This is a genomic window from Flavobacterium sp. MDT1-60, from assembly GCF_014844035.1.
GTDB lineage: Bacteria > Bacteroidota > Bacteroidia > Flavobacteriales > Flavobacteriaceae > Flavobacterium.
In genome coordinates this window covers 89,006-107,447 of the sequence record NZ_CP062159.1, presented here as the reverse complement: position 1 = coordinate 107,447, position 18,442 = coordinate 89,006, and the positions used below count along the sequence as shown (strand labels likewise).

Below are 18,442 nucleotides of genomic sequence, written 5' to 3'. Positions count from 1 at the left end.
AAAAAAAGAGGCACTTTCGCACCTCTTTCCTATATTGATTATTTTCTGATATTCAATACTTTGATAATCTCACGATATCTGTTGATTTCTTTCTTTTTCAAGTAATCCAACAGAGCTCTTCTTTTACCTACTAATAGTACAAGTGAACGCTCAGTGTTGTAATCGTGACGATTTTTTTTCAAGTGCTCAGTTAAGTGTGAAATTCTGTAAGTGAACAATGCAATCTGACCTTCTGCGCTTCCAGTGTTTGTTGCATCACCGTGTTGTGCGAAAATCTCTTCTTTCTTTTCTTTAGTTAAATACATTCCAATATTATTTAATGATTTTTATGTATGTCTTCACAACTTTTGTAAGACGGGTGCAAAAATACATCTTTTTTCTGAAAAAATAAATTTAAAGATTGAAAATTTTGAAGATTAAGTAATTTAAAGTTCAATTAATGTCATTTTGATGATTTGTAATGCTATATTTTTTAGAATAATTTCGCAACCTCTTGATTTACAAACTCCAAAAAGCGTTCATCAGCTTCAGTAAACGGATCGATAACATGACTGTCAATATCAATCTGGCCAATGTTTACTCCATTAACAAACAATGGAACCACAATTTCTGATTTTACTGTAAAGCTACAAGCAATATAATTGTCCTGAGCAGCAACATCAGGAACCACAAAATTAGTATTACTTTCAGCAACTTGTCCGCAAATACCTTTTCCAAAAGGAATTACAGTATGGTCTGTTTCTGCACCTATATAAGGACCAAGATGTAAGGTTTTATTTTCGTGATTCGCAAAATAAAAGCCAACCCAGTTATAGTATTCTATATTTTCGTTTAATAACTGGCATATTGCCAATAATTTTTCGTCTCTAACGTTATTGTTGTCAGCAACAATAGCACTTATTTTTGGTTGTAATTCCTGAAATGTCATGATATAAAAATTTTATACAAAAGTATTTAAAGCTAATATCAAAAAATACATAAATTTGAAAAAAAATTCTCTTGAAAAAATATTTATTACAATTTAAACCTTTCTTGATTTTTATAGGCACTTTCTTTTCGGCTTATATTGTGCTGACCCTACTTTATAAATTTTATTTGAACAGTTTTTCGGACAATGATGTTGATGGAATAACTACTATTGTGAGTCATAATTTAGAACAGTTAATGCAGTTATTTAATTGTGATGTCATTATTCATAAAAGTGTATTACATCCTTATTTTGAAGTGTGGTATAAGGGAAAGTTTACAATCAGAATTATCGAAGGTTGCAATGCAATAAGTGTTATTATTCTATTTGTCTCTTTTGTAATTGCTTTTTCCGGAAAATTCAAAACGACTTTATTGTTTATAATAGCAGGAAGTGTTTTAATCTATATTTTAAATGTGCTTCGCATTGCAATTTTAACTGTTTTGCTATTTTCGTTTCCTGAAAATGAACATATTTTGCATGGAGTTTTGTTTCCTTTAATTATTTACGGATTGGTTTTTATCTTATGGGTATTTTGGGTTAATAAATTTTCAAAATATGCTAAGTAAATTATTGGAACATAAGGTTAGAATTATAATCACAATATTTATTGTAATGTGTTTTGGATTGATAAGAACTTTTGAAAGTCAATTGTTTTATGATCCATTTCTGGATTATTTCGAGTCGAATTTCAAAAATTGGCCATTTCCTCCGTTTGATGTTTTTAAGCTTTTTTGCGGACTTTTCTTTCGATATTTTTTAAATACTATCCTATCGTTGATACTTATTTATACACTATTTCGCGATAGAGAAATTTTAAAGTTCAGTACTTTTCTTTATGTTTTTTTTTTAGCACTGCTCTTAATGTTATTTTTTGTGATTCTGAATTATTTCCCTAATGGGAATTGGTTGCTTTTTTACGTTAGAAGATTTATTATTCAACCGATATTTGTTTTGCTTTTCATTCCTGCATTTTATTATCAGCAGGTAAATTTTAAAAAATAACATTTCATTTAATCTTTTCTGCGGTTTTTTAAATAGTTTTGCAGTATGAATTTAAAAAAGTGCACAGGATTATTTTTAGCGTTCCTATTGTTGGTTTCCAACATTGGGTTTGCTTTTGATGTGCATTATTGCGGAGGAGAAATTGCCTCTGTTTCCTTAAATACTTCAGTTTCGGTATCTCCGGAAAAGAGATGTTGCGGATCTTCCGAAAAAAAATCATCTTGTTGTAAAGATAAAATAGTGCATATCGAAAAGAAATCGGATAATGCTACTTTCAAAATATTCTTTTTTCAAATTGCTTTTCCGGCAGTAATTCAGGAATACAAACCAATTGCGTTTTTATCTGTTCCGAATTTCAAAAGCAATCAAATCATTTCGTATTATTCTGATGCGAATGCGCCCCCCTTATTCAAATTATACAATCAATATATTTTCTACTCCTGATTTTAATGTTTTAGAATCAAGTCTTTTTGTGGCTTGAAATGCACTGTTTTTAGTTTCTCTAAACAGTTTTCTAATTACTATTAAAATCATTTTTATGAAAAAAAATATCATGTTTTTTGGTATGATTTTGCTTTCAGTATCTGTTTTTTCTCAGGAAGATTTACAGGAAGTAAAAGTTACTAAAAAGCAAAAAGGAATAAAAAAATCCTATACACTTACTTCCAATACAACCGTAATTACAAGTAAAGAGTTATTAAAAGCCGCTTGTTGTAACCTGGCCGAAAGTTTCGAAACCAATCCGTCGATCGATGTCAATTTTTCTGATGCTTTAACGGGAACTAAACAAATAAAAATGTTAGGTTTAACAAGTCCGTATTTAATGATTACGGAAGAAAACATTCCGTCAGTTCGTGGTGCTTCTCAGGCCTATGGATTATCTTTTACACCCGGAACCTGGATAGAAAGTGTTCAGATTACCAAAGGAGCCGGTAGTGTAATTAACGGTTATGAAAGTATTTCGGGACAAATAAACACGGAGCTTTTAAAGCCTCTAAGCGATATTCCGTTTTTTCTGAATGCTTACGGTTCTACCGATGCCCGTTTTGAATTGAATACGCATTTCAATAAAAAAATATCCGATAAATGGGCGACAAGTTTGTTCGTTCACGGAAACACCCGTGTAGCTAAAAACGATATGAATAATGATGGATTTCTTGATAATCCGTTAGGGAAACAAATCAATATTTTAAATCGATATCAATATTATAATCCCGAAAGTGGGTTGGTTAGTTTTATCAATTTCAGATATATGAATGATAAAAAACAAACAGGAGAGGTTGATTTTGATAAAGACAGAGATCGCGGAACAACAAATCATTGGGGATCAGAAATCAATACTGAACGTTTTGATGTGTCGACTAAAATTGGTTATGTTTTTAAAGATATGCCTTACCAGAGTATTGGTTTTCAAAACGCTTTTAACAGTCATAATCAAAATTCTTATTTTGGATTGAATCTGTATAATATTAAGCAGAATAGTTTTTATTCGAATTTAATTTTTAATTCGATTATCAATAATACGAAGCACAAATTTACCACGGGTTTAAATTTTACTTATGATCAGTATCAGGAGTTTGTGAATGTAACAGATTATAGCCGAATTGATAACTCAGTTGGAGCATTCTTCGAATACACTTATGATAACACAGATAATTTCAGTTTAATATTAGGAGGAAGAGTGGATAACCATAATCGATTAGGTTTTTTTGTAACACCTCGTTTGCACATGCGCTATAACCCGTGGGAAAATGGGGTAATTCGTTTTTCTGCTGGAAGAGGAAAACGTTCGGCTAATATTTTTGCTGAAAATCAACAACTTTTTGCAAGTTCCAGAACTTTTTCGATATTAGATAATAGTGGAAAAATTTACGGTTTGAATCCTGAAATTGCCTGGAATTATGGAGTGAGTTTTTCACAGAAATTTAGGCTTTTCAATAAAAATGCTGAAGCTGGTTTTGATTTTTACAGAACCGATTTTCAAAATCAGGCTGTGGTCGATTTGATGCAAAGTCCGCAGGATGTTTTGTTTTATAATTTAAAAGGAAGTTCATTTGCGAATAGCTTTCAGCTGGAATTTAATTATGAGTTAATTCATAATCTGAATTTGAGAACGGCATACAAATATTATGATATCCAAACAGATTATTTAAGGGGAACTTTTCAACGTCCGCTTCAGGCCAAACATCGTTTTTTAGGAAATTTAGAATATGAGACTCCACTAAATAATGATAAACAATGGAAGTTTGACTATACTTTTAATTGGTCCGGAAAACAGCAATTGCCATATACCGCATCAAATCCTGTAGAAGATCAATTTCCGGATTTTTCACCTTCATATGCCGTAATGAATCTTCAGATTACAAGAGTTTTTTCGCCAGTTTTCGAAGTATACATTGGTGGAGAAAACATTGGGAATTATAAACAGCAAAAAGCAATTCTAGGTGCCGAAGATCCATTTGGACCGAACTTTGATGCTTCTGTAGCTTACGCTCCAATATTTGGACAAATGTATTATGCAGGATTACGTTTTAAAATAAAATAAGAAATATAATATCAATTTTAAAAATCAATTACAATAACACTAAATAATTAATACAATGAAGAATTTAATTTTAATTGCAATGATCACTTTTTTAGGTTTTTCGGCTCAGGCTCAAACTAAAAAAAATAAGAATTTAAAATATACTACTGAAGTTAATGGAAACTGCGAGCAATGTAAAAAGCGTATAGAAAAAGCGGCATTTAGCGTACCGGGAGTTAAGACTGCCAGTTGGGACATTAGTTCGCATCAGTTGACGGTTATTTTGAATGAAGAAAAAAGTTCACCGGAGGATTTGAACAAAGCCATTGCGAAAGTAGGGCATGATACAAAAGAGGTAAAAGCAACACAAACAGATTACGATAATTTACATACGTGTTGTAAGTACGAAAGAGACTAATATTTTTTAGAAAGCCAAGTATTGGCTTGGCTTTCTTTATCGTTAATTTATCTTTAAAATGCCGTAATTTATTGTGGTTAAACTAAATTATTCTTACTTTCACAAACTTATAAATGTAACCAAACTCATTTTATGAATAATTTTGATTGGACTCAATTAGTCAACCCTGAATTTTATATAACTTTAAGTATCGGCGGTTTTCAAATTGGTTTATACATAGTGCTGTTTATCGTTTTTGCTGAGACAGGACTTTTTGCAGGTTTTTTTCTTCCCGGAGACAGTTTGCTTTTTTTAGCAGGTATTTACAGTCGTGACTTAATTCAAAATGTATTTTATATTCCTAGTGATTTTTTAAATGTTTTTTTGCTTTCAACACTAGTAGCCATCATGGGGGTTTTAGGAAACATGACAGGCTATTGGTTCGGTGCTAAAAGCGGTTATTATTTATTTAAGAAAGAAGATAGTTTTTGGTTTAAAAAGAAGTACCTGTTACAATCAAAGGATTTCTTTGAAAAATACGGTGGAAAAGCAATAATTTACGCACGTTTTTTACCAATTTTCAGGACTTTTGCTCCAATTATAGCCGGTATTGTTTCTATGGATAAAAAGAAATTTATGTTCTATAATATTTTGAGTTCTTTTTTATGGTCCTTTATATTAATTTTTTCCGGACATTATTTATACGGCGTCTTTTTAGAGCAGGGGATAGATCTAAAAGAACATATAGAATATATTATTATTATTATTATAATTATATCTACTTTTCCCGTTTTGCTTAAGCTATTAAAGAAAAGACCGATAGAAAAGATATAAAGTACAAATTCAAGAACATAAAAAAGTCCGAAGTTTAATAACCTCGGACTTTTTTATGTTTAAAAACTACTATGTTTAAAAACTACTATGTTTTTCAAGTATTAAGTTACGTTCTAAATTTTCCGCTAAATCAATTAAGAATTTTATATTTAATTTGGAATTTGAAATTTCACAAATTGATTTTAAATTACCATTCATTTACTTTATTGGCATCCATTTTTAAGAATATAAACAATAAAATAGTGAATCCCCAGAGTCCGGAACCTCCATAAGAAAAGAAGGGTAACGGAACTCCAATTGTTGGAAAAATCCCGATAACCATTGCAATATTCACAAAAAAGTGCGTAAATAAAATAGCAGCAACACAATAACCATAAACCCTGCTGAATTTTGTTTTTTGTCTCTCAGCTAAGTATATCACACGTAAAAATAAACCAACAAAAAGCGCAATTACCACAAGTGACCCGGCAAATCCCCATTCTTCACCAACTGTTGTAAAAATGTAATCGGTATGCTGTTCAGGTACAAACCCACCTTTGGTTTGGGTTCCTTCCAGAAAACCTTTTCCAACCCAGCCACCTGATCCAATGGCAATTTCTGACTGATTTGTATTGTATCCGATACCTTTCATATCGACTGTTTTACCTAATAAAATATTAAAACGATCTCTATGGTGTTGCTTAAAAACGTTATCAAAAACATAGTCTACGGATAAAACAAAAGCAGAAATACCAACTAGTATTATACTGCTTAATATGATATTTCTGTCTACAACTCTTCCTTTAAAATGAATAATCATCAATACGGCTAATGCTATTAGAATAACTACGTAGGGTTCTAAAACAAGTGTCAGGACAAACAATAAAATGGTGATAAAACCTGTCCATACATACCATGACGGCAGACCTTCTCTATATAATACTATAATAAAAATACTGTAGATAAGGGCACTTCCAGGATCGGGTTGAGGTAAAATTAATAATACAGGTAAAAACACAATTGCTAAAGCCTGAACTTGCCTGTTTACGTCTTTTAGATTAATTTGAGTGTCACTTAAATATTTGGCCAATGCCAATGAAGTTGCAGCTTTTGCAAACTCAGAAGGCTGTAATGTGAAACTTCCAATAGCATACCAGCATCTTTGTCCGGCAATTGTTTTTCCGAATACGAATAATCCTGCCAATGATAATAAGGAAACCCCAAAAATAATACTGGCGTATTTTTCATAGAATTTTCCATCAACAAAAAGGACAACGAAAATTAGAGGAATAGTACAACCAATAAAAATTAGTTGTTTTTGATAAGTTCCTTCTGTCGATAGTAATGATGAAGAATAGATGTTCAGCCACCCTAATGTTACTAACGCAGTATAGATAAAAACACTTACCCAGTCGATGTTATTTTTTACACTTTGATTTTTCATTTGAAATAATCTTTGTTAGTTTTCTTTAGTGGTGTCTACAGGTATATTTTTGACTTCTACTTTCGGTTTTACAATTTTAGCTCTCATAACAGAATCTTTTGGAGTAGATTCAATTGCACTCGCTGCTGTTATACCACCAACCTTAGCATACTCGCTTAAAAGACTTTTGTTTAAAACACGAATTTCTAAATCATTTCTTGTGATTTTCTTTCTCAAATATTTTTCGATCATCAAACTGGCAATTGGACCAGCAACAGTTGCACCAAATCCTCCGTTTTCAATCATAATAGCGATAGCTATTTTTGGATTTTCTTTTGGAGCAAAAGCCACAAATATAGAGTGATCTTTAAGCTGAGTTCTTTTTCCGTTTATTTTAGCAAAGTTTTCTGCCGTACCTGTTTTTCCACAAATATCAATACCTTCTACTCTAAGAGCGTAAGCTGTTCCTTTGTTGTACACATCAAATAAACCACTTATTACAGGAGGAAAGTATTTTTGATCAATTGTTGTAACGTGTTTAGTCGTAAACTTAGCATCAATTTTTTTTCCTTCAATCTTTTTAATGATATGAGGTGTATAATAATACCCCTGATTGGCAACTGTTGCCATCATATTTGCTAATTGAATAGGAGTCATTAAAACTTCTCCCTGACCAATAGAATTGGATATAATTGTTGTGCTTCTCCAACCTCCATTAGGGTAAATTTTCTTGTAGGTTTTAGATGTTGGGATATTTCCTTTTTTACCGGTTGGTAAATCATATCCCATAAACTGACCTAAACCAAAACTCTTTACGTGATCACTCCACACATCAACAGCTTGGCCTGGATTTGCATATTTATTAATCATTAGCATGTATACATTTGCAAAATAGGTATTACATGAATTGTAAATACCATTATGCAATTGATGTGGACCAAAACCGTGGCATTTCATAAAACGGCCTCTACCATAACTAAATCCATGATGACACATGAAAGTCGTTTGCTCATTAATAACACCTTCTTGCAAAGCAACCAAACCAGTTAATATTTTAAATGGAGAACCAGGAGGATATTCCGCTAAAAGTCCTCTGTCATATAAGGGTTTTGCAATCGAATCGTGATATAAAAGGGTATAGTTTTTAGATCGTTGTCTTCCTACCAAAATACCAGGGTCATAAGATGGTGCAGTAACTAATGCTAAAATTTCACCAGATTTAGGTTCAATAGCAACAATTCCACCTCTTTTATTAATCATCAATTCCTCTCCGTATTTTTGAAGTTCAGCATCAATGGTTAAATTAATGTCTTCTCCGGCAACAGCGATCGTATCATATTTTCCATTTTTATAGGAACCTATTTCTCGGTTGTATTTATCTTTTTGGATGTATTTTACACCTTTTATACCGCGTAAGATTTCTTCGTAGCTTTCTTCGACACCTTGTTTTCCAATTAAATCCCCACTATTGTAATAAGGGTTTTTAGCAATTAATTTTTCGTTTACCTGAGTGATAAATCCAAAAATATTAGCGCCATAATCTACTTCATAGTCACGAAGCGATCTTTTTTGAAAATAGAACCCTTCGAACTTTCTGATTTTCTCCTGAAAAGCAGCAAATTCACTTTTGTTTAATTGTGATAAAAATACAGAAGGTAATCGCGGACTATATACTCTTGCTTTAGCTACTCTTTTTTCGTAATCTTCTTTTGTGATGTTTAATAAAGAACATAACTCATCAACATTCAGGTCTTCTTTAATGTCGCGAGGAATAACCATAATATCATAAGAAGCCTGATTGGCAACTAATAATTTGCCATATCTGTCATAGATATAACCTCTTTCAGGATAGTCATACTGTTTTTTTATCGCGTTATTCTCTGATTTTAATTTAAATGAATCATCAATAACTTGCAAATAAAATACCCTGATCAGCAGCAAAGATGCTGCGATAATAATTAAAGAGGGCAGCAAAACTTTTCTCATCGTTTATTGGGCTTAATAAGATATATTATTATGATTGAAATAATTATTGTAAAAATTGTACTAAATAAAGTTCGGAGTAGAATATCCCAAATAAATTTAAACTGAAAAGCTTCGAGTATAAATAATATTATGTGATGCAATAAAACAGAAACCAGAATAAACGAAAAGCGCTCAGGTGTCAGGGATTCGTTTAGTTTTATGGTTTGATATTCGTAACTCAATCCAAACGAAAATTTAAAAATATAAGGTCTGTAATAAGCTAGAATAACACATGCTGTGGCATGAATACCTCCTGAATTACAAAACATGTCCATGGTAAGGCCAAGTAAAAAACTTGAAATTATTAAACCTGATCTGTTGCTGTTTACAGGATATAGAATAATATACAGAATGTACGGAAAAGGACTTATGTATCCTAAAAAATTCATATTATTAAAAATAACAATCTGAATTGCCAGTAACATAATAAATCGAAAAATATTGACTAACAATGCGCTATTCATCTTTTTCCTTGTTTTCTAAATTAATAAGTTCTTCTCTGTCTTTACTCTTGATTATATAAACGTGACCTAAGTTTGTCATATCATTAAATAACTTAACTTTTATGACATAATAACTTGAGTTGTCTTTTTTGTAAACAATGTCTACTGTACCAATATTAATTCCCTCAGGAAATATAACAGACTGTCCGCCTGTAACGATAGTATCTCCTTTTTTTACAGAAGCTAGTCTAGGAACATCCTCAAGCTGAACAAATCCTGTACTTTTACCATCCCAGGTTAATGAACCAAAGTGATTTGATTTTTTTAGTTTCGCGTTGATTTGCGATTTCATATTCAAAATACTTATCACTGTTGAATATCTTGGTGATGTGTTATCTATCACTCCAATGATCCCTAAACTATTAATTACTCCCATATCTGGTTTAATGCCGTCATTTGCTCCGGAATTTAACGTAATATAGTTTTCGTGCCTGTTATAAGAGTTATGAATTACTTTTGAAACAATAATGTCAGCAGGTTTTACTCCTTTTACGCTGTCCGCCAACGGTATTTTTGTAGTATCCTCTTTATTAAAAAGGAGGCTTTTTAATCTTGCGTTTTCAAGTACAAGTTCGTCGTTTTCGGTTCTTAAATTCAAATATTCATTAATATGATTGATTTTTTCATAAACACCTCCGCTTAAAAAATTAGCTGAACTGATTACTTTGCTTCTGTGATAGGAATGGGATTGAATGCTGAGAACCAACGAAATACCTAAAAGCAGCAAAAACAGCAATCGGTTACTGTTTCTTATAATAAAATTAAAAATTTGCTGCATTTCTTGTTTGGTTATTTTGTTTCAGGATATGCTTTAAGGTTTCAAATTTTATGAGAGTCAAATTTGATCATTTGACTCTCATAAAAAAAATATTAGTTATTATTTTGAATCTTATTTAATTAAGATACTTTTAAATTTAGCAATGTTTTTTAATGCCATTCCAGTTCCACGAACTACCGCTCTTAAAGGATCTTCGGCAATGTAAACAGGTAAGTCTGTTTTTAGTGAAATACGTTTATCAAGACCTCTTAACATCGATCCACCACCAGCTAAATAAATACCCGTGTTGTAAATATCGGCTGCTAATTCAGGAGGAGTTTGAGATAAAGTCTCCATTACAGCATCTTCGATACGTTGAATTGATTTGTCTAATGCTTTTGCTATTTCACGGTATGAAACATCTACTTGTTTTGGTTTCCCGGTAAGTAAATCTCTACCCTGAACTGACATATCTTCCGGAGGTCCATCTAAATCTTCGATAGCAGCCCCAATCTGAATTTTAATTTTCTCAGCAGTACTTTCTCCCACAAAAAGGTTGTGTTGCGTACGCATGTAATAAACGATATCGTTTGTGAAAACGTCACCTGCAATTTTTACAGATTTATCACATACAATTCCGCCTAATGCAATAACAGCAATTTCGGTTGTACCACCTCCAATATCAACAATCATATTTCCTTTTGGCTGCATGATATCGATACCAATACCAATTGCTGCTGCCATAGGCTCATGAATTAAATAAACTTCTTTTCCGTTTACTCTTTCACAAGATTCTTTTACAGCTCTCATTTCAACCTCAGTAATTCCAGACGGAATACATACTACCATGCGTAAAGCCGGAGTAAACATTCTTTTTTTCAATGCCGGAATACTTTTAATGAACATATTGATCATTTTTTCTGAAGCATCAAAATCGGCAATTACACCATCTTTCAAAGGCCTTATGGTCTTGATGTTTTCATGCGTTTTACCTTGCATCATGTTGGCTTCCTTACCAACAGCAATGATTTTGCCTGATATTCTGTCACGTGCAACGATTGACGGACTATCAATAACAACTTTATCATTATGAATGATTAAAGTGTTTGCGGTACCAAGGTCTATCGCAATATCCTCGGTCATGAAATCAAAAAATCCCATAAGTTTTTTAGGGGTTTAAAATGTTATAAATAATTATCGAACAAAGTTAAACAAATTAATGTTTAAAATGACGTGTTCCTGTAAATACCATTGCAAGATTATTTTCGTTGCAATAATTGATGCTTAATTCATCTTTTATCGATCCACCTGGCTGAATTACAGCTGTAATTCCTGCTTTTTTAGCTAATTCTACACAATCCGGAAAAGGGAAAAATGCGTCACTTGCCATTGAGGCTCCTGTTAGGTCAAATCCGAAAGCTTTTGCTTTATCAACTGCCTGCATCAAAGCATCCACTCTTGATGTCTGACCAGTTCCTGATGAAATTAAAGTTCCGTTTTTAGCAAATACGATTGTATTTGATTTTGTGTTTTTACAAATCTTCGAAGCAAAAATCAAATCCTCTATCTCCTGAGCAGTTGGCTCTGTTGTTGTAACGGTTTTTAAATGCTCTTTATTATCTGTAATAGTATTTCTATCCTGAATTAACAAACCATTAAGACATGTTCTTACTTGTCTTGAAGGCAATTCAACTTCATTTTGAACTAATATAATTCTGTTTTTCTTTTCTTGTAAAACAACAATTGCTTCGTCATCATAACTAGGTGCAATGACAACTTCACAGAATAATTTATTGATTTCCTGTGCTGTAGCTAAGTCGATTTTAGTGTTTGCAATTAAAACTCCACCAAATGCTGATGTTGGGTCGCAAGCCAAAGCAGCTAAATAAGCTTCGCTAATTGTTTTTCTTGAAGCTAAACCACAAGCGTTATTATGTTTTAAAATAGCGAATGTTGGTCCGTCAGTTTTAAATTCATTAATTAAATTTACTGCAGCATCAACATCTAATAAATTGTTATATGACAATTCTTTTCCGTGAATTTTTTTGAACATTGCGTCAAAATCTCCAAAGAAAAATCCTTTTTGATGCGGGTTCTCACCGTATCTTAAAACCTGACCATCTGCAATGCTTTCTTTGTAAATAGTTTCGTCAGTATTAAAATAATTAAATATAGCACCGTCATAATGAGAAGAAACGTGGAATGCTTTTGTAGCAAGCAATCTTCTGTTTTCTAATGTTGTCGCTCCATTTTGTTCTGTAATCAAATCCAGAAGCAAACTGTATTCGTTTACTGAAGCTACAATTACCGTGTCTTTGAAGTTTTTTGCACCGGCACGGATTAATGAAATTCCGCCAATATCAATTTTTTCAATAATATCTTGTTCGCTCGCACCTGAAGCAACCGTTTTTTCAAAAGGATATAAATCAACAATTACCAAATCAATCTGAGGAATATCAAATTCTTTCATTTGCTGAACATCGCTTTCATTATCCTGACGATTTAAAATTCCGCCAAAAATTTTAGGGTGTAAAGTTTTTACTCTTCCTCCAAGAATTTCAGGAAATGAAGTAATATCTTCAACTGGAACTACAGGAATTCCAAGGTTTTTTATAAAATCTTCAGTTCCTCCAGTAGAATATAATGTGACGTTTTGCTCGTGCAATTTTCTAACGATTGGCTCTAGTCCATCTTTCGAAAAAACAGATATTAATGCGGATTGAATTTTTTTTGTTGTGCTCATTGTGTAGTTATGTTTTTCAGACTGCAAAAGTAGTTTTTTTAAATATTATTTTAAAGAAAATTAATGTAACATTCTCTTAAAAAAAACTACTGATGAGTAAGTTAACTTTTATTAGGTTTTTGATTTTAATTTATTGAATTTTACTTTATTGAAAAATACGAAAATATGCTACTTTATTTAAGATTATTAAAGGAAAGTCTAAGCTTTGCCATAAATGCTTTGCGAAATAACAAATTGCGTACATTATTGTCGTTGTTAGGGGTTACGATTGGTATTTTTTCGATTATCGCTGTTTTAGCTGCCGTTGATTCTCTTGATCGTAAAATTTCTAAAGATTTAAGCAGTTTAGATAAAAATACAATTTATTTAATGAAATTTTGCTTTGGACCATCTGAAATTCCACAATGGAAAAGAGAACAGTTTCCAAATGTGAAATATGATGAATATATCGCTTTGAAAAATTCTCTAAACAATACAGATCAGGTTGGTTATCAGCTTTTTGTTAGCAGGGAAAGTTTAAAATATGATTCGAAAACTGTAGCTGATGTAAATATTGTTCCATCTTCTTATGAAATGGTTGATATTGACGGATTGAGTTTTGATAAGGGAAGATTTTATACGGAATCTGAATCCAATTCGGGATCGCCCGTAATTGTTCTGGGTTATGAAATTGCAAACGGACTTTTTGGATCTGATGATCCTATCGGAAAAAGTATTCGTTTGTATGGACAACGTTTTTCTGTTATTGGCGTTATGACAAAACAGGGGGCTGGTTTTTTTGGAGATAGCAATGATACCTCTGTTTATTTGCCGGCTAATTTTTTGCGTAGGATGTACGGTGATAGTGATGCAATGACACCGGTAATTGTATTAAAACCTGTGAAAGGAATCGATATGGATGCTTATAAGGCTGAAGTTGCACAGAAACTAAGAGCTATTCGCGGAATGAAAGCGGGTGAAATTGATAATTTCTTTGTTAATGTACTTTCCGGGTTTACAGATTTTATTGACGGTATTTTGGGTCAGATGAATGTTGTTGGATGGATTATCAGTGGATTTTCTCTTTTAGTTGGAGGGTTCGGAATTGCGAATATTATGTTTGTTTCGGTTAAAGAGCGAACGAACTTAATTGGAATTCAAAAATCACTTGGAGCTAAAAATCGTTTTATATTATTTCAGTTTTTATTTGAAGCGATAATTCTTTCTGTTATTGGAGGAATAATAGGACTTTTAATGGTTTGGGGGATTGCACTGATTTTAACGAAAGTGCTTGATTTCGAATTTGTTTTAAGCTTTGGGAATATAATTTTAGGAACTACGTTAGCAGCTATTATTGGATTAATATCCGGAATTCTTCCAGCAATTTCCGCAGCCAATTTGGATCCGGTTGAAGCAATTCGAACTGGAATGTAGTACGTTTTTTGTGTTATTAATTGTGATTTTTTTTAAAGGACTAGATAATTAGATACCTACTTGTTAGGTATGCAATTTAAATCAATAAATAAATGAGCTTTAACTTGAAACCCGTCGATACCGTTGAGTCTATTTCTAGAGAAGATTTTAAAAAGAACTATTTAGATAAGAGAAAACCTTTAATTATAAAAGGATTAACAAAAGACTGGCCTGCAAGAGAAAAATGGTCAACGGAGTATTTTAAGCAAATTGCAGGAGATATTGAGGTAAAACTAGTTGATAATTCCAAAGCAGATCCTACAAAAGTAATCAATGCCTCTATTGCTAGTATGAAATTTGGTGAATACCTGGATTTAATAAAAAGAGAACCAACACAATTACGCATTTTTTTCTTCAATCTTTTCAAACACAGACCCGAATTAATTAATGATGTAAAAATTCCAAAAGAATTAATGGGTGGTTTTATAGAAAGCATGCCTGCCATGTTTTTTGGTGGCTCAAGCGCCTTCACCTTTTTACATTATGATATCGATTTACCGCATCTTTTTCATACTCATTTTGGAGGTCGAAAACATATTATATTGTTTGACTATAAATGGAAAAAAAGACTTTATTGCGTTCCCAATACTACTTATGCTTTAGAAGATTATGATGTTGCTAATCCTGATTTTGAAAAATTTCCCGCTCTAAAAGGTGTCGAAGGATATGAAGTTTTTATGGAACATGGAGATACTTTGTTCATGCCAACCGGAATGTGGCATTGGATGCGCTACGTAGACGGTTCTTTTTCCCTGAGTCTTCGTGCATGGGATCGATCAATAACGCGTAAAATGGCCAGCGTTTGGAGTTTGTTTATGCATGGCGCGGTTGATAGCGCAATAAAAGTAGTTTTTAGAGAACGTTATGCGATATGGCGTGAAAAGTTAGCTTTTAAAATTGCTGATAGAGAATTGAAAAAGGGAAAACCTAAAAATTAGCAGAATTTAGAATTATCTTTTTCAATTAAAAAAATAAAAAATGGAACGCGCAGAAAAATCCCGTAGGAATGAAATATTGGTAGCAACGGAATTTATTCCGTTGGAAAAATGAAGAGAGAATTTAGAAGTTCCGTAGGAACGATACATTTTCTATTTTAATGATTTAGTTTTGGTTTTATAAGAGGAAATTTTATTCTGTTTCTATCCCATTTAATGATGTCGGAATAATAAGGCTCATTATTTTTCTTATATTTCAAAACAGTATCTTCTTCCTGAGTAGTTCTTCGAATGAAATATAAATCTTTTTCTTTTAAATAAGATTCAATCGCTTTAATTAAATTAAAATAGTTTTCCGATTTTAAAGTATCTAACTTTGATGATATTATAGTTATATTTCTAAAATTATCCTTATGATTTAATTTTATAAACTCAGAAAGTGCAATAGGTGGTATTTCAATTAGGTCCTTAGGTTGTAAATTTATAAAATAAGGAATTGTGTCAAGCGGCTCAGTTATGCAAACACGTCCAATTTTCTCTCTTTGAAAATAGTATATTTTTGAATTATTATCAATTATAAAAGTATTTGTTCCATAAGCTACTCCTCCTGGTAACGGTGGAGGTGGAGGAATATTCGTGTCTCTTGGTTTATTAGAAATATTAGAGATAATAGAATGTTTAGAAATCACATAAGGAGTATTTTGTATTGTGTTTTCTTTTTTGGTGCAATTTAAAAAACATAAACAAACCATTAAAACGCTAAAAAATTTCGCCATAAAAATAAGATTTAAAATAAAGATATAAAAAATCCCATTTGCCTTAGCGAATGGGATTCTATATGTTTCAGAAGTTTTAAAACTATCTAATGGTATTATTTTGAATCAAATCGATATACAAGTTGATCTTGTCTTTCAATTCTTTTCTAGGCGTGATAAAGTCTAGGAAACCGTGCTCTAAAAGAAATTCCGCAGTCTGGAAACCTTCTGGTAAATCTTTACCTGTAGTATCGCGAACAACACGAGGGCCGGCAAAACCAATCAAAGCACCTGGCTCAGAAATATTGATATCTCCTAACATAGCATATGATGCAGTTGTTCCTCCAGTTGTTGGATCTGTACAAAGTGAAATGTAAGGCAATTTAGCTTCAGCTAATTGAGCTAGTTTTACAGAAGTTTTTGCTAATTGCATTAACGAATAAGCAGCTTCCATCATACGAGCTCCACCTGATTTAGAAATCATAACAAAAGGTAATTTGTTTTTGATCGCGTGATCAATACCTCTGGCAATTTTTTCTCCAACAACAGCTCCCATAGATCCTCCAATAAAGGCAAAATCCATACAGCAAATTACAAGCTCTTTTCCTTTGGATTTTCCAACTCCTGTACGTACAGCGTCCTTAAGGTGTGTTTTTTCCATTACATCTTTCAATCTTTCTGCATATTTTTTTGTATCCACAAAATGCAGAGGATCTTTTGATGTCATATTTTTATCTAACTCAACAAATTCGTTGTTGTCGAATAAAATTTCAAAATAAGTAGCGCTTCCAATTCGAACGTGAAAATCATCTTCTGGACTAACAAATAAGTTTCTGGCTAATTCGTCAGCATCAATAATTTTTCCGGTAGGAGATTTGTACCACAATCCTTTCGGAACGTCCATTTTATCTTCTGTAGCGGTCGTAATCCCTTTTTCCTGTCTTTTAAACCAAGCCATTTTTTTAATTTTAAGAATGTAGATTTTAAAGTTTAGATTATCAAAACTGATTCGAAATTTAAATTCCAGGCTTTTTTAGAAGTCCGGAATCTAAATTCAGAAATCTAAAATTTAAAGTGTATTTACGTTATTCAAGTCTGCAAAAGCTTGCTCAAGTCTTGCATTGAATGTCACTTCGCTTTCACGAACCCATCTTCTTGGGTCATAATATTTTTTGTTAGGAACATCAGCACCTTCCGGGTTACCAATTTGAGATTTCAAATAGTCAATGTTTTTAACCATATAATCACGAATTCCTTCAGTATATGCAAATTGTAAATCTGTATCAATGTTCATTTTGATAACTCCGTAGCTAATTCCTTCTCTGATTTCTTCAAGTGTAGAACCTGAACCTCCGTGGAAAACGAAATCTACCGGGTTATGTCCAGTGTTGAATTTGTTTTGAACGAAATCCTGAGAATTTTTTAAGATTTTTGGAGTCAATTTTACGTTTCCTGGTTTGTAAACACCGTGAACGTTTCCAAAAGCAGCTGCAATTGTAAATTTAGGACTTACTTTAGATAATTCTTCGTAAGCATAAGCTACTTCTTCCGGTTGTGTGTATAATTTTGAACTGTCAACATCAGAGTTGTCAACGCCATCTTCTTCACCACCTGTAATACCTAGCTCGATTTCTAATGTCATACCCATTTTACTCATTCTTGCTAAATACTCTTTACAGATCTCGATATTTTCTTCGATTGGCTCCTCAGACAAATCGATCATATGTGAACTGAATAATGGTTTTCCTGTTTCTGCAAAATGTTTTTCAGATGCATCTAACAAGCCATCAATCCAAGGTAATAATTTTTTTGCACAGTGGTCAGTGTGTAAAATTACAGTTGCTCCGTAAGCTTCTGCCAATGCGTGAATATGTTTTGCTCCTGCGATTCCACCAGCAATTGCTGATTTTTCACCTGCGTTAGACAATCCTTTTCCTGCGTTAAATTGTGCTCCTCCGTTTGAAAATTGAATGATAACTGGCGCATTAAGTTTCGCTGCAGTCTCAAGAACTCCATTAATTGTGCTTGACCCCGTAACATTTACTGCTGGAAGTGCAAATCCTTTTTCTTTCGCATAATTAAAAATCTCCTGTACCTGATCTCCTGTAGCTACTCCTGGTTTAATATTGTGTGCCATTGTAAT

The 18,442-nt window shown here is 32.4% G+C and carries 19 protein-coding genes; 8 read left to right on the top strand and 11 right to left on the bottom strand.

Annotated features, from left to right (window positions below; all coding sequences use genetic code 11):
* Nucleotides 1–38: 38 nt before the first annotated feature.
* Together rpsO and IHE43_RS00440 are read right to left on the bottom strand one after the other, a co-directional pair.
* Nucleotides 39–305, bottom strand: a complete 267-nt coding sequence (gene rpsO, locus IHE43_RS00445; RefSeq protein ID WP_192186174.1) for a 30S ribosomal protein S15 — start codon at nt 303–305, stop codon at nt 39–41.
* Between the two features lie 167 nt (nt 306–472).
* Nucleotides 473–928: a GAF domain-containing protein gene (locus IHE43_RS00440; protein ID WP_192186173.1), complete on the bottom strand. Its 456-nt coding sequence runs from the start codon at nt 926–928 to the stop codon at nt 473–475.
* A 71-nt stretch (nt 929–999) separates the two neighbouring features.
* Between IHE43_RS00440 and xrtF the strand changes: the two genes are divergently transcribed.
* The 6 genes from xrtF (at nt 1,000) to IHE43_RS00410 (ending at nt 5,727) form a co-directional block, all read left to right on the top strand.
* Nucleotides 1,000–1,536 (top strand): exosortase family protein XrtF, encoded by a 537-nt coding sequence (gene xrtF / locus IHE43_RS00435; RefSeq protein ID WP_192186172.1) that lies wholly within the window; start codon nt 1,000–1,002, stop codon nt 1,534–1,536.
* Nucleotides 1,526–1,972 (top strand): exosortase F system-associated protein, encoded by a 447-nt coding sequence (locus IHE43_RS00430; protein WP_192186171.1) that lies wholly within the window; start codon nt 1,526–1,528, stop codon nt 1,970–1,972. The genes xrtF and IHE43_RS00430 overlap by 11 nt, the downstream gene beginning before the upstream one ends.
* 45 nt (nt 1,973–2,017) lie before the next feature.
* A complete protein-coding gene (locus IHE43_RS00425; RefSeq protein ID WP_192186170.1) occupies nt 2,018–2,416 on the top strand; it encodes a hypothetical protein in 399 nt (132 codons plus the stop codon).
* A gap of 94 nt (nt 2,417–2,510) precedes the next feature.
* Nucleotides 2,511–4,517 carry a TonB-dependent siderophore receptor gene (locus IHE43_RS00420; RefSeq protein WP_192186169.1) on the top strand — a complete coding sequence of 669 codons (2,007 nt, stop codon included), beginning with the start codon at nt 2,511–2,513 and terminating at the stop codon, nt 4,515–4,517.
* Between the two features lie 55 nt (nt 4,518–4,572).
* Nucleotides 4,573–4,914, top strand: a complete 342-nt coding sequence (locus tag IHE43_RS00415) for a heavy-metal-associated domain-containing protein (RefSeq protein ID WP_072970377.1) — start codon at nt 4,573–4,575, stop codon at nt 4,912–4,914.
* Nucleotides 4,915–5,046: 132 nt separating this feature from the next.
* The gene (locus IHE43_RS00410) at nt 5,047–5,727 is read left to right on the top strand and encodes a DedA family protein (protein WP_192186168.1); all 681 of its coding nucleotides are present in this window, start codon (nt 5,047–5,049) and stop codon (nt 5,725–5,727) included.
* A 187-nt stretch (nt 5,728–5,914) separates the two neighbouring features.
* On the opposite strand, the gene rodA is transcribed toward IHE43_RS00410, so the two are convergent.
* The 6 genes from rodA to purH form a co-directional block, all read right to left on the bottom strand.
* Nucleotides 5,915–7,150, bottom strand: a complete 1,236-nt coding sequence (gene rodA, locus IHE43_RS00405; protein WP_192186167.1) for a rod shape-determining protein RodA — start codon at nt 7,148–7,150, stop codon at nt 5,915–5,917.
* A 15-nt stretch (nt 7,151–7,165) separates the two neighbouring features.
* The gene (gene mrdA / locus IHE43_RS00400; RefSeq protein WP_192186166.1) at nt 7,166–9,115 is read right to left on the bottom strand and encodes a penicillin-binding protein 2; all 1,950 of its coding nucleotides are present in this window, start codon (nt 9,113–9,115) and stop codon (nt 7,166–7,168) included.
* Entirely contained in the window at nt 9,112–9,618 is a 507-nt protein-coding gene (locus IHE43_RS00395) for a rod shape-determining protein MreD (RefSeq protein WP_074660407.1), read from the bottom strand. Before IHE43_RS00395 ends, mrdA begins: the two co-directional genes overlap by 4 nt.
* Nucleotides 9,611–10,435 (bottom strand): rod shape-determining protein MreC, encoded by an 825-nt coding sequence (mreC, locus tag IHE43_RS00390; RefSeq protein WP_192186165.1) that lies wholly within the window; start codon nt 10,433–10,435, stop codon nt 9,611–9,613. The genes IHE43_RS00395 and mreC overlap by 8 nt, the downstream gene beginning before the upstream one ends.
* Nucleotides 10,436–10,546: 111 nt before the next feature.
* Nucleotides 10,547–11,575 carry a rod shape-determining protein gene (locus tag IHE43_RS00385; protein ID WP_026983887.1) on the bottom strand — a complete coding sequence of 343 codons (1,029 nt, stop codon included), beginning with the start codon at nt 11,573–11,575 and terminating at the stop codon, nt 10,547–10,549.
* A gap of 55 nt (nt 11,576–11,630) precedes the next feature.
* Complete coding sequence (purH, locus tag IHE43_RS00380) at nt 11,631–13,157, bottom strand: bifunctional phosphoribosylaminoimidazolecarboxamide formyltransferase/IMP cyclohydrolase (protein ID WP_192186164.1); 1,527 nt, start codon at nt 13,155–13,157, stop codon at nt 11,631–11,633.
* A gap of 165 nt (nt 13,158–13,322) precedes the next feature.
* Between purH and IHE43_RS00375 the strand changes: the two genes are divergently transcribed.
* Both IHE43_RS00375 and IHE43_RS00370 read left to right on the top strand, forming a co-directional pair.
* The gene (locus IHE43_RS00375) at nt 13,323–14,570 is read left to right on the top strand and encodes an ABC transporter permease (protein WP_192186163.1); all 1,248 of its coding nucleotides are present in this window, start codon (nt 13,323–13,325) and stop codon (nt 14,568–14,570) included.
* 92 nt (nt 14,571–14,662) lie between these two features.
* The gene (locus IHE43_RS00370; RefSeq protein ID WP_192186162.1) at nt 14,663–15,547 is read left to right on the top strand and encodes a cupin-like domain-containing protein; all 885 of its coding nucleotides are present in this window, start codon (nt 14,663–14,665) and stop codon (nt 15,545–15,547) included.
* A 155-nt stretch (nt 15,548–15,702) separates the two neighbouring features.
* Here IHE43_RS00370 and IHE43_RS00365 read toward each other — a convergent pair whose 3' ends face one another.
* The 3 genes from IHE43_RS00365 to fbaA form a co-directional block, all read right to left on the bottom strand.
* Nucleotides 15,703–16,320 (bottom strand): hypothetical protein, encoded by a 618-nt coding sequence (locus IHE43_RS00365; protein WP_192186161.1) that lies wholly within the window; start codon nt 16,318–16,320, stop codon nt 15,703–15,705.
* An 82-nt stretch (nt 16,321–16,402) separates the two neighbouring features.
* Nucleotides 16,403–17,257 (bottom strand): acetyl-CoA carboxylase, carboxyltransferase subunit beta, encoded by an 855-nt coding sequence (gene accD / locus IHE43_RS00360; RefSeq protein WP_056190173.1) that lies wholly within the window; start codon nt 17,255–17,257, stop codon nt 16,403–16,405.
* Between the two features lie 111 nt (nt 17,258–17,368).
* On the bottom strand, nt 17,369–18,436 hold the full coding sequence (gene fbaA, locus IHE43_RS00355; protein WP_056190175.1) for a class II fructose-bisphosphate aldolase: 1,068 nt from the start codon (nt 18,434–18,436) through the stop codon (nt 17,369–17,371).
* Between the last annotated feature and the right edge of the window lie 6 nt (nt 18,437–18,442).

What these genes read in the sequence shown, in the direction of transcription:
- rpsO (WP_192186174.1), bottom strand. Translation starts at nt 305, where the DNA reads ATGTATTTAACTAAAGAAAAGAAAGAAGAGATTTTCGCACAACACGGT.
- IHE43_RS00375 (WP_192186163.1), top strand. Translation starts at nt 13,323, where the DNA reads ATGCTACTTTATTTAAGATTATTAAAGGAAAGTCTAAGCTTTGCCATA.
- IHE43_RS00410 (WP_192186168.1), top strand. Translation starts at nt 5,047, where the DNA reads ATGAATAATTTTGATTGGACTCAATTAGTCAACCCTGAATTTTATATA.
- IHE43_RS00370 (WP_192186162.1), top strand. Translation starts at nt 14,663, where the DNA reads ATGAGCTTTAACTTGAAACCCGTCGATACCGTTGAGTCTATTTCTAGA.
- IHE43_RS00440 (WP_192186173.1), bottom strand. Translation starts at nt 928, where the DNA reads ATGACATTTCAGGAATTACAACCAAAAATAAGTGCTATTGTTGCTGAC.
- IHE43_RS00420 (WP_192186169.1), top strand. Translation starts at nt 2,511, where the DNA reads ATGAAAAAAAATATCATGTTTTTTGGTATGATTTTGCTTTCAGTATCT.
- rodA (WP_192186167.1), bottom strand. Translation starts at nt 7,150, where the DNA reads ATGAAAAATCAAAGTGTAAAAAATAACATCGACTGGGTAAGTGTTTTT.
- purH (WP_192186164.1), bottom strand. Translation starts at nt 13,157, where the DNA reads ATGAGCACAACAAAAAAAATTCAATCCGCATTAATATCTGTTTTTTCG.
- mreC (WP_192186165.1), bottom strand. Translation starts at nt 10,435, where the DNA reads ATGCAGCAAATTTTTAATTTTATTATAAGAAACAGTAACCGATTGCTG.
- IHE43_RS00415 (WP_072970377.1), top strand. Translation starts at nt 4,573, where the DNA reads ATGAAGAATTTAATTTTAATTGCAATGATCACTTTTTTAGGTTTTTCG.
- fbaA (WP_056190175.1), bottom strand. Translation starts at nt 18,436, where the DNA reads ATGGCACACAATATTAAACCAGGAGTAGCTACAGGAGATCAGGTACAG.
- IHE43_RS00430 (WP_192186171.1), top strand. Translation starts at nt 1,526, where the DNA reads ATGCTAAGTAAATTATTGGAACATAAGGTTAGAATTATAATCACAATA.
- mrdA (WP_192186166.1), bottom strand. Translation starts at nt 9,115, where the DNA reads ATGAGAAAAGTTTTGCTGCCCTCTTTAATTATTATCGCAGCATCTTTG.
- accD (WP_056190173.1), bottom strand. Translation starts at nt 17,257, where the DNA reads ATGGCTTGGTTTAAAAGACAGGAAAAAGGGATTACGACCGCTACAGAA.
- IHE43_RS00365 (WP_192186161.1), bottom strand. Translation starts at nt 16,320, where the DNA reads ATGGCGAAATTTTTTAGCGTTTTAATGGTTTGTTTATGTTTTTTAAAT.
- IHE43_RS00425 (WP_192186170.1), top strand. Translation starts at nt 2,018, where the DNA reads ATGAATTTAAAAAAGTGCACAGGATTATTTTTAGCGTTCCTATTGTTG.
- IHE43_RS00395 (WP_074660407.1), bottom strand. Translation starts at nt 9,618, where the DNA reads ATGAATAGCGCATTGTTAGTCAATATTTTTCGATTTATTATGTTACTG.
- IHE43_RS00385 (WP_026983887.1), bottom strand. Translation starts at nt 11,575, where the DNA reads ATGGGATTTTTTGATTTCATGACCGAGGATATTGCGATAGACCTTGGT.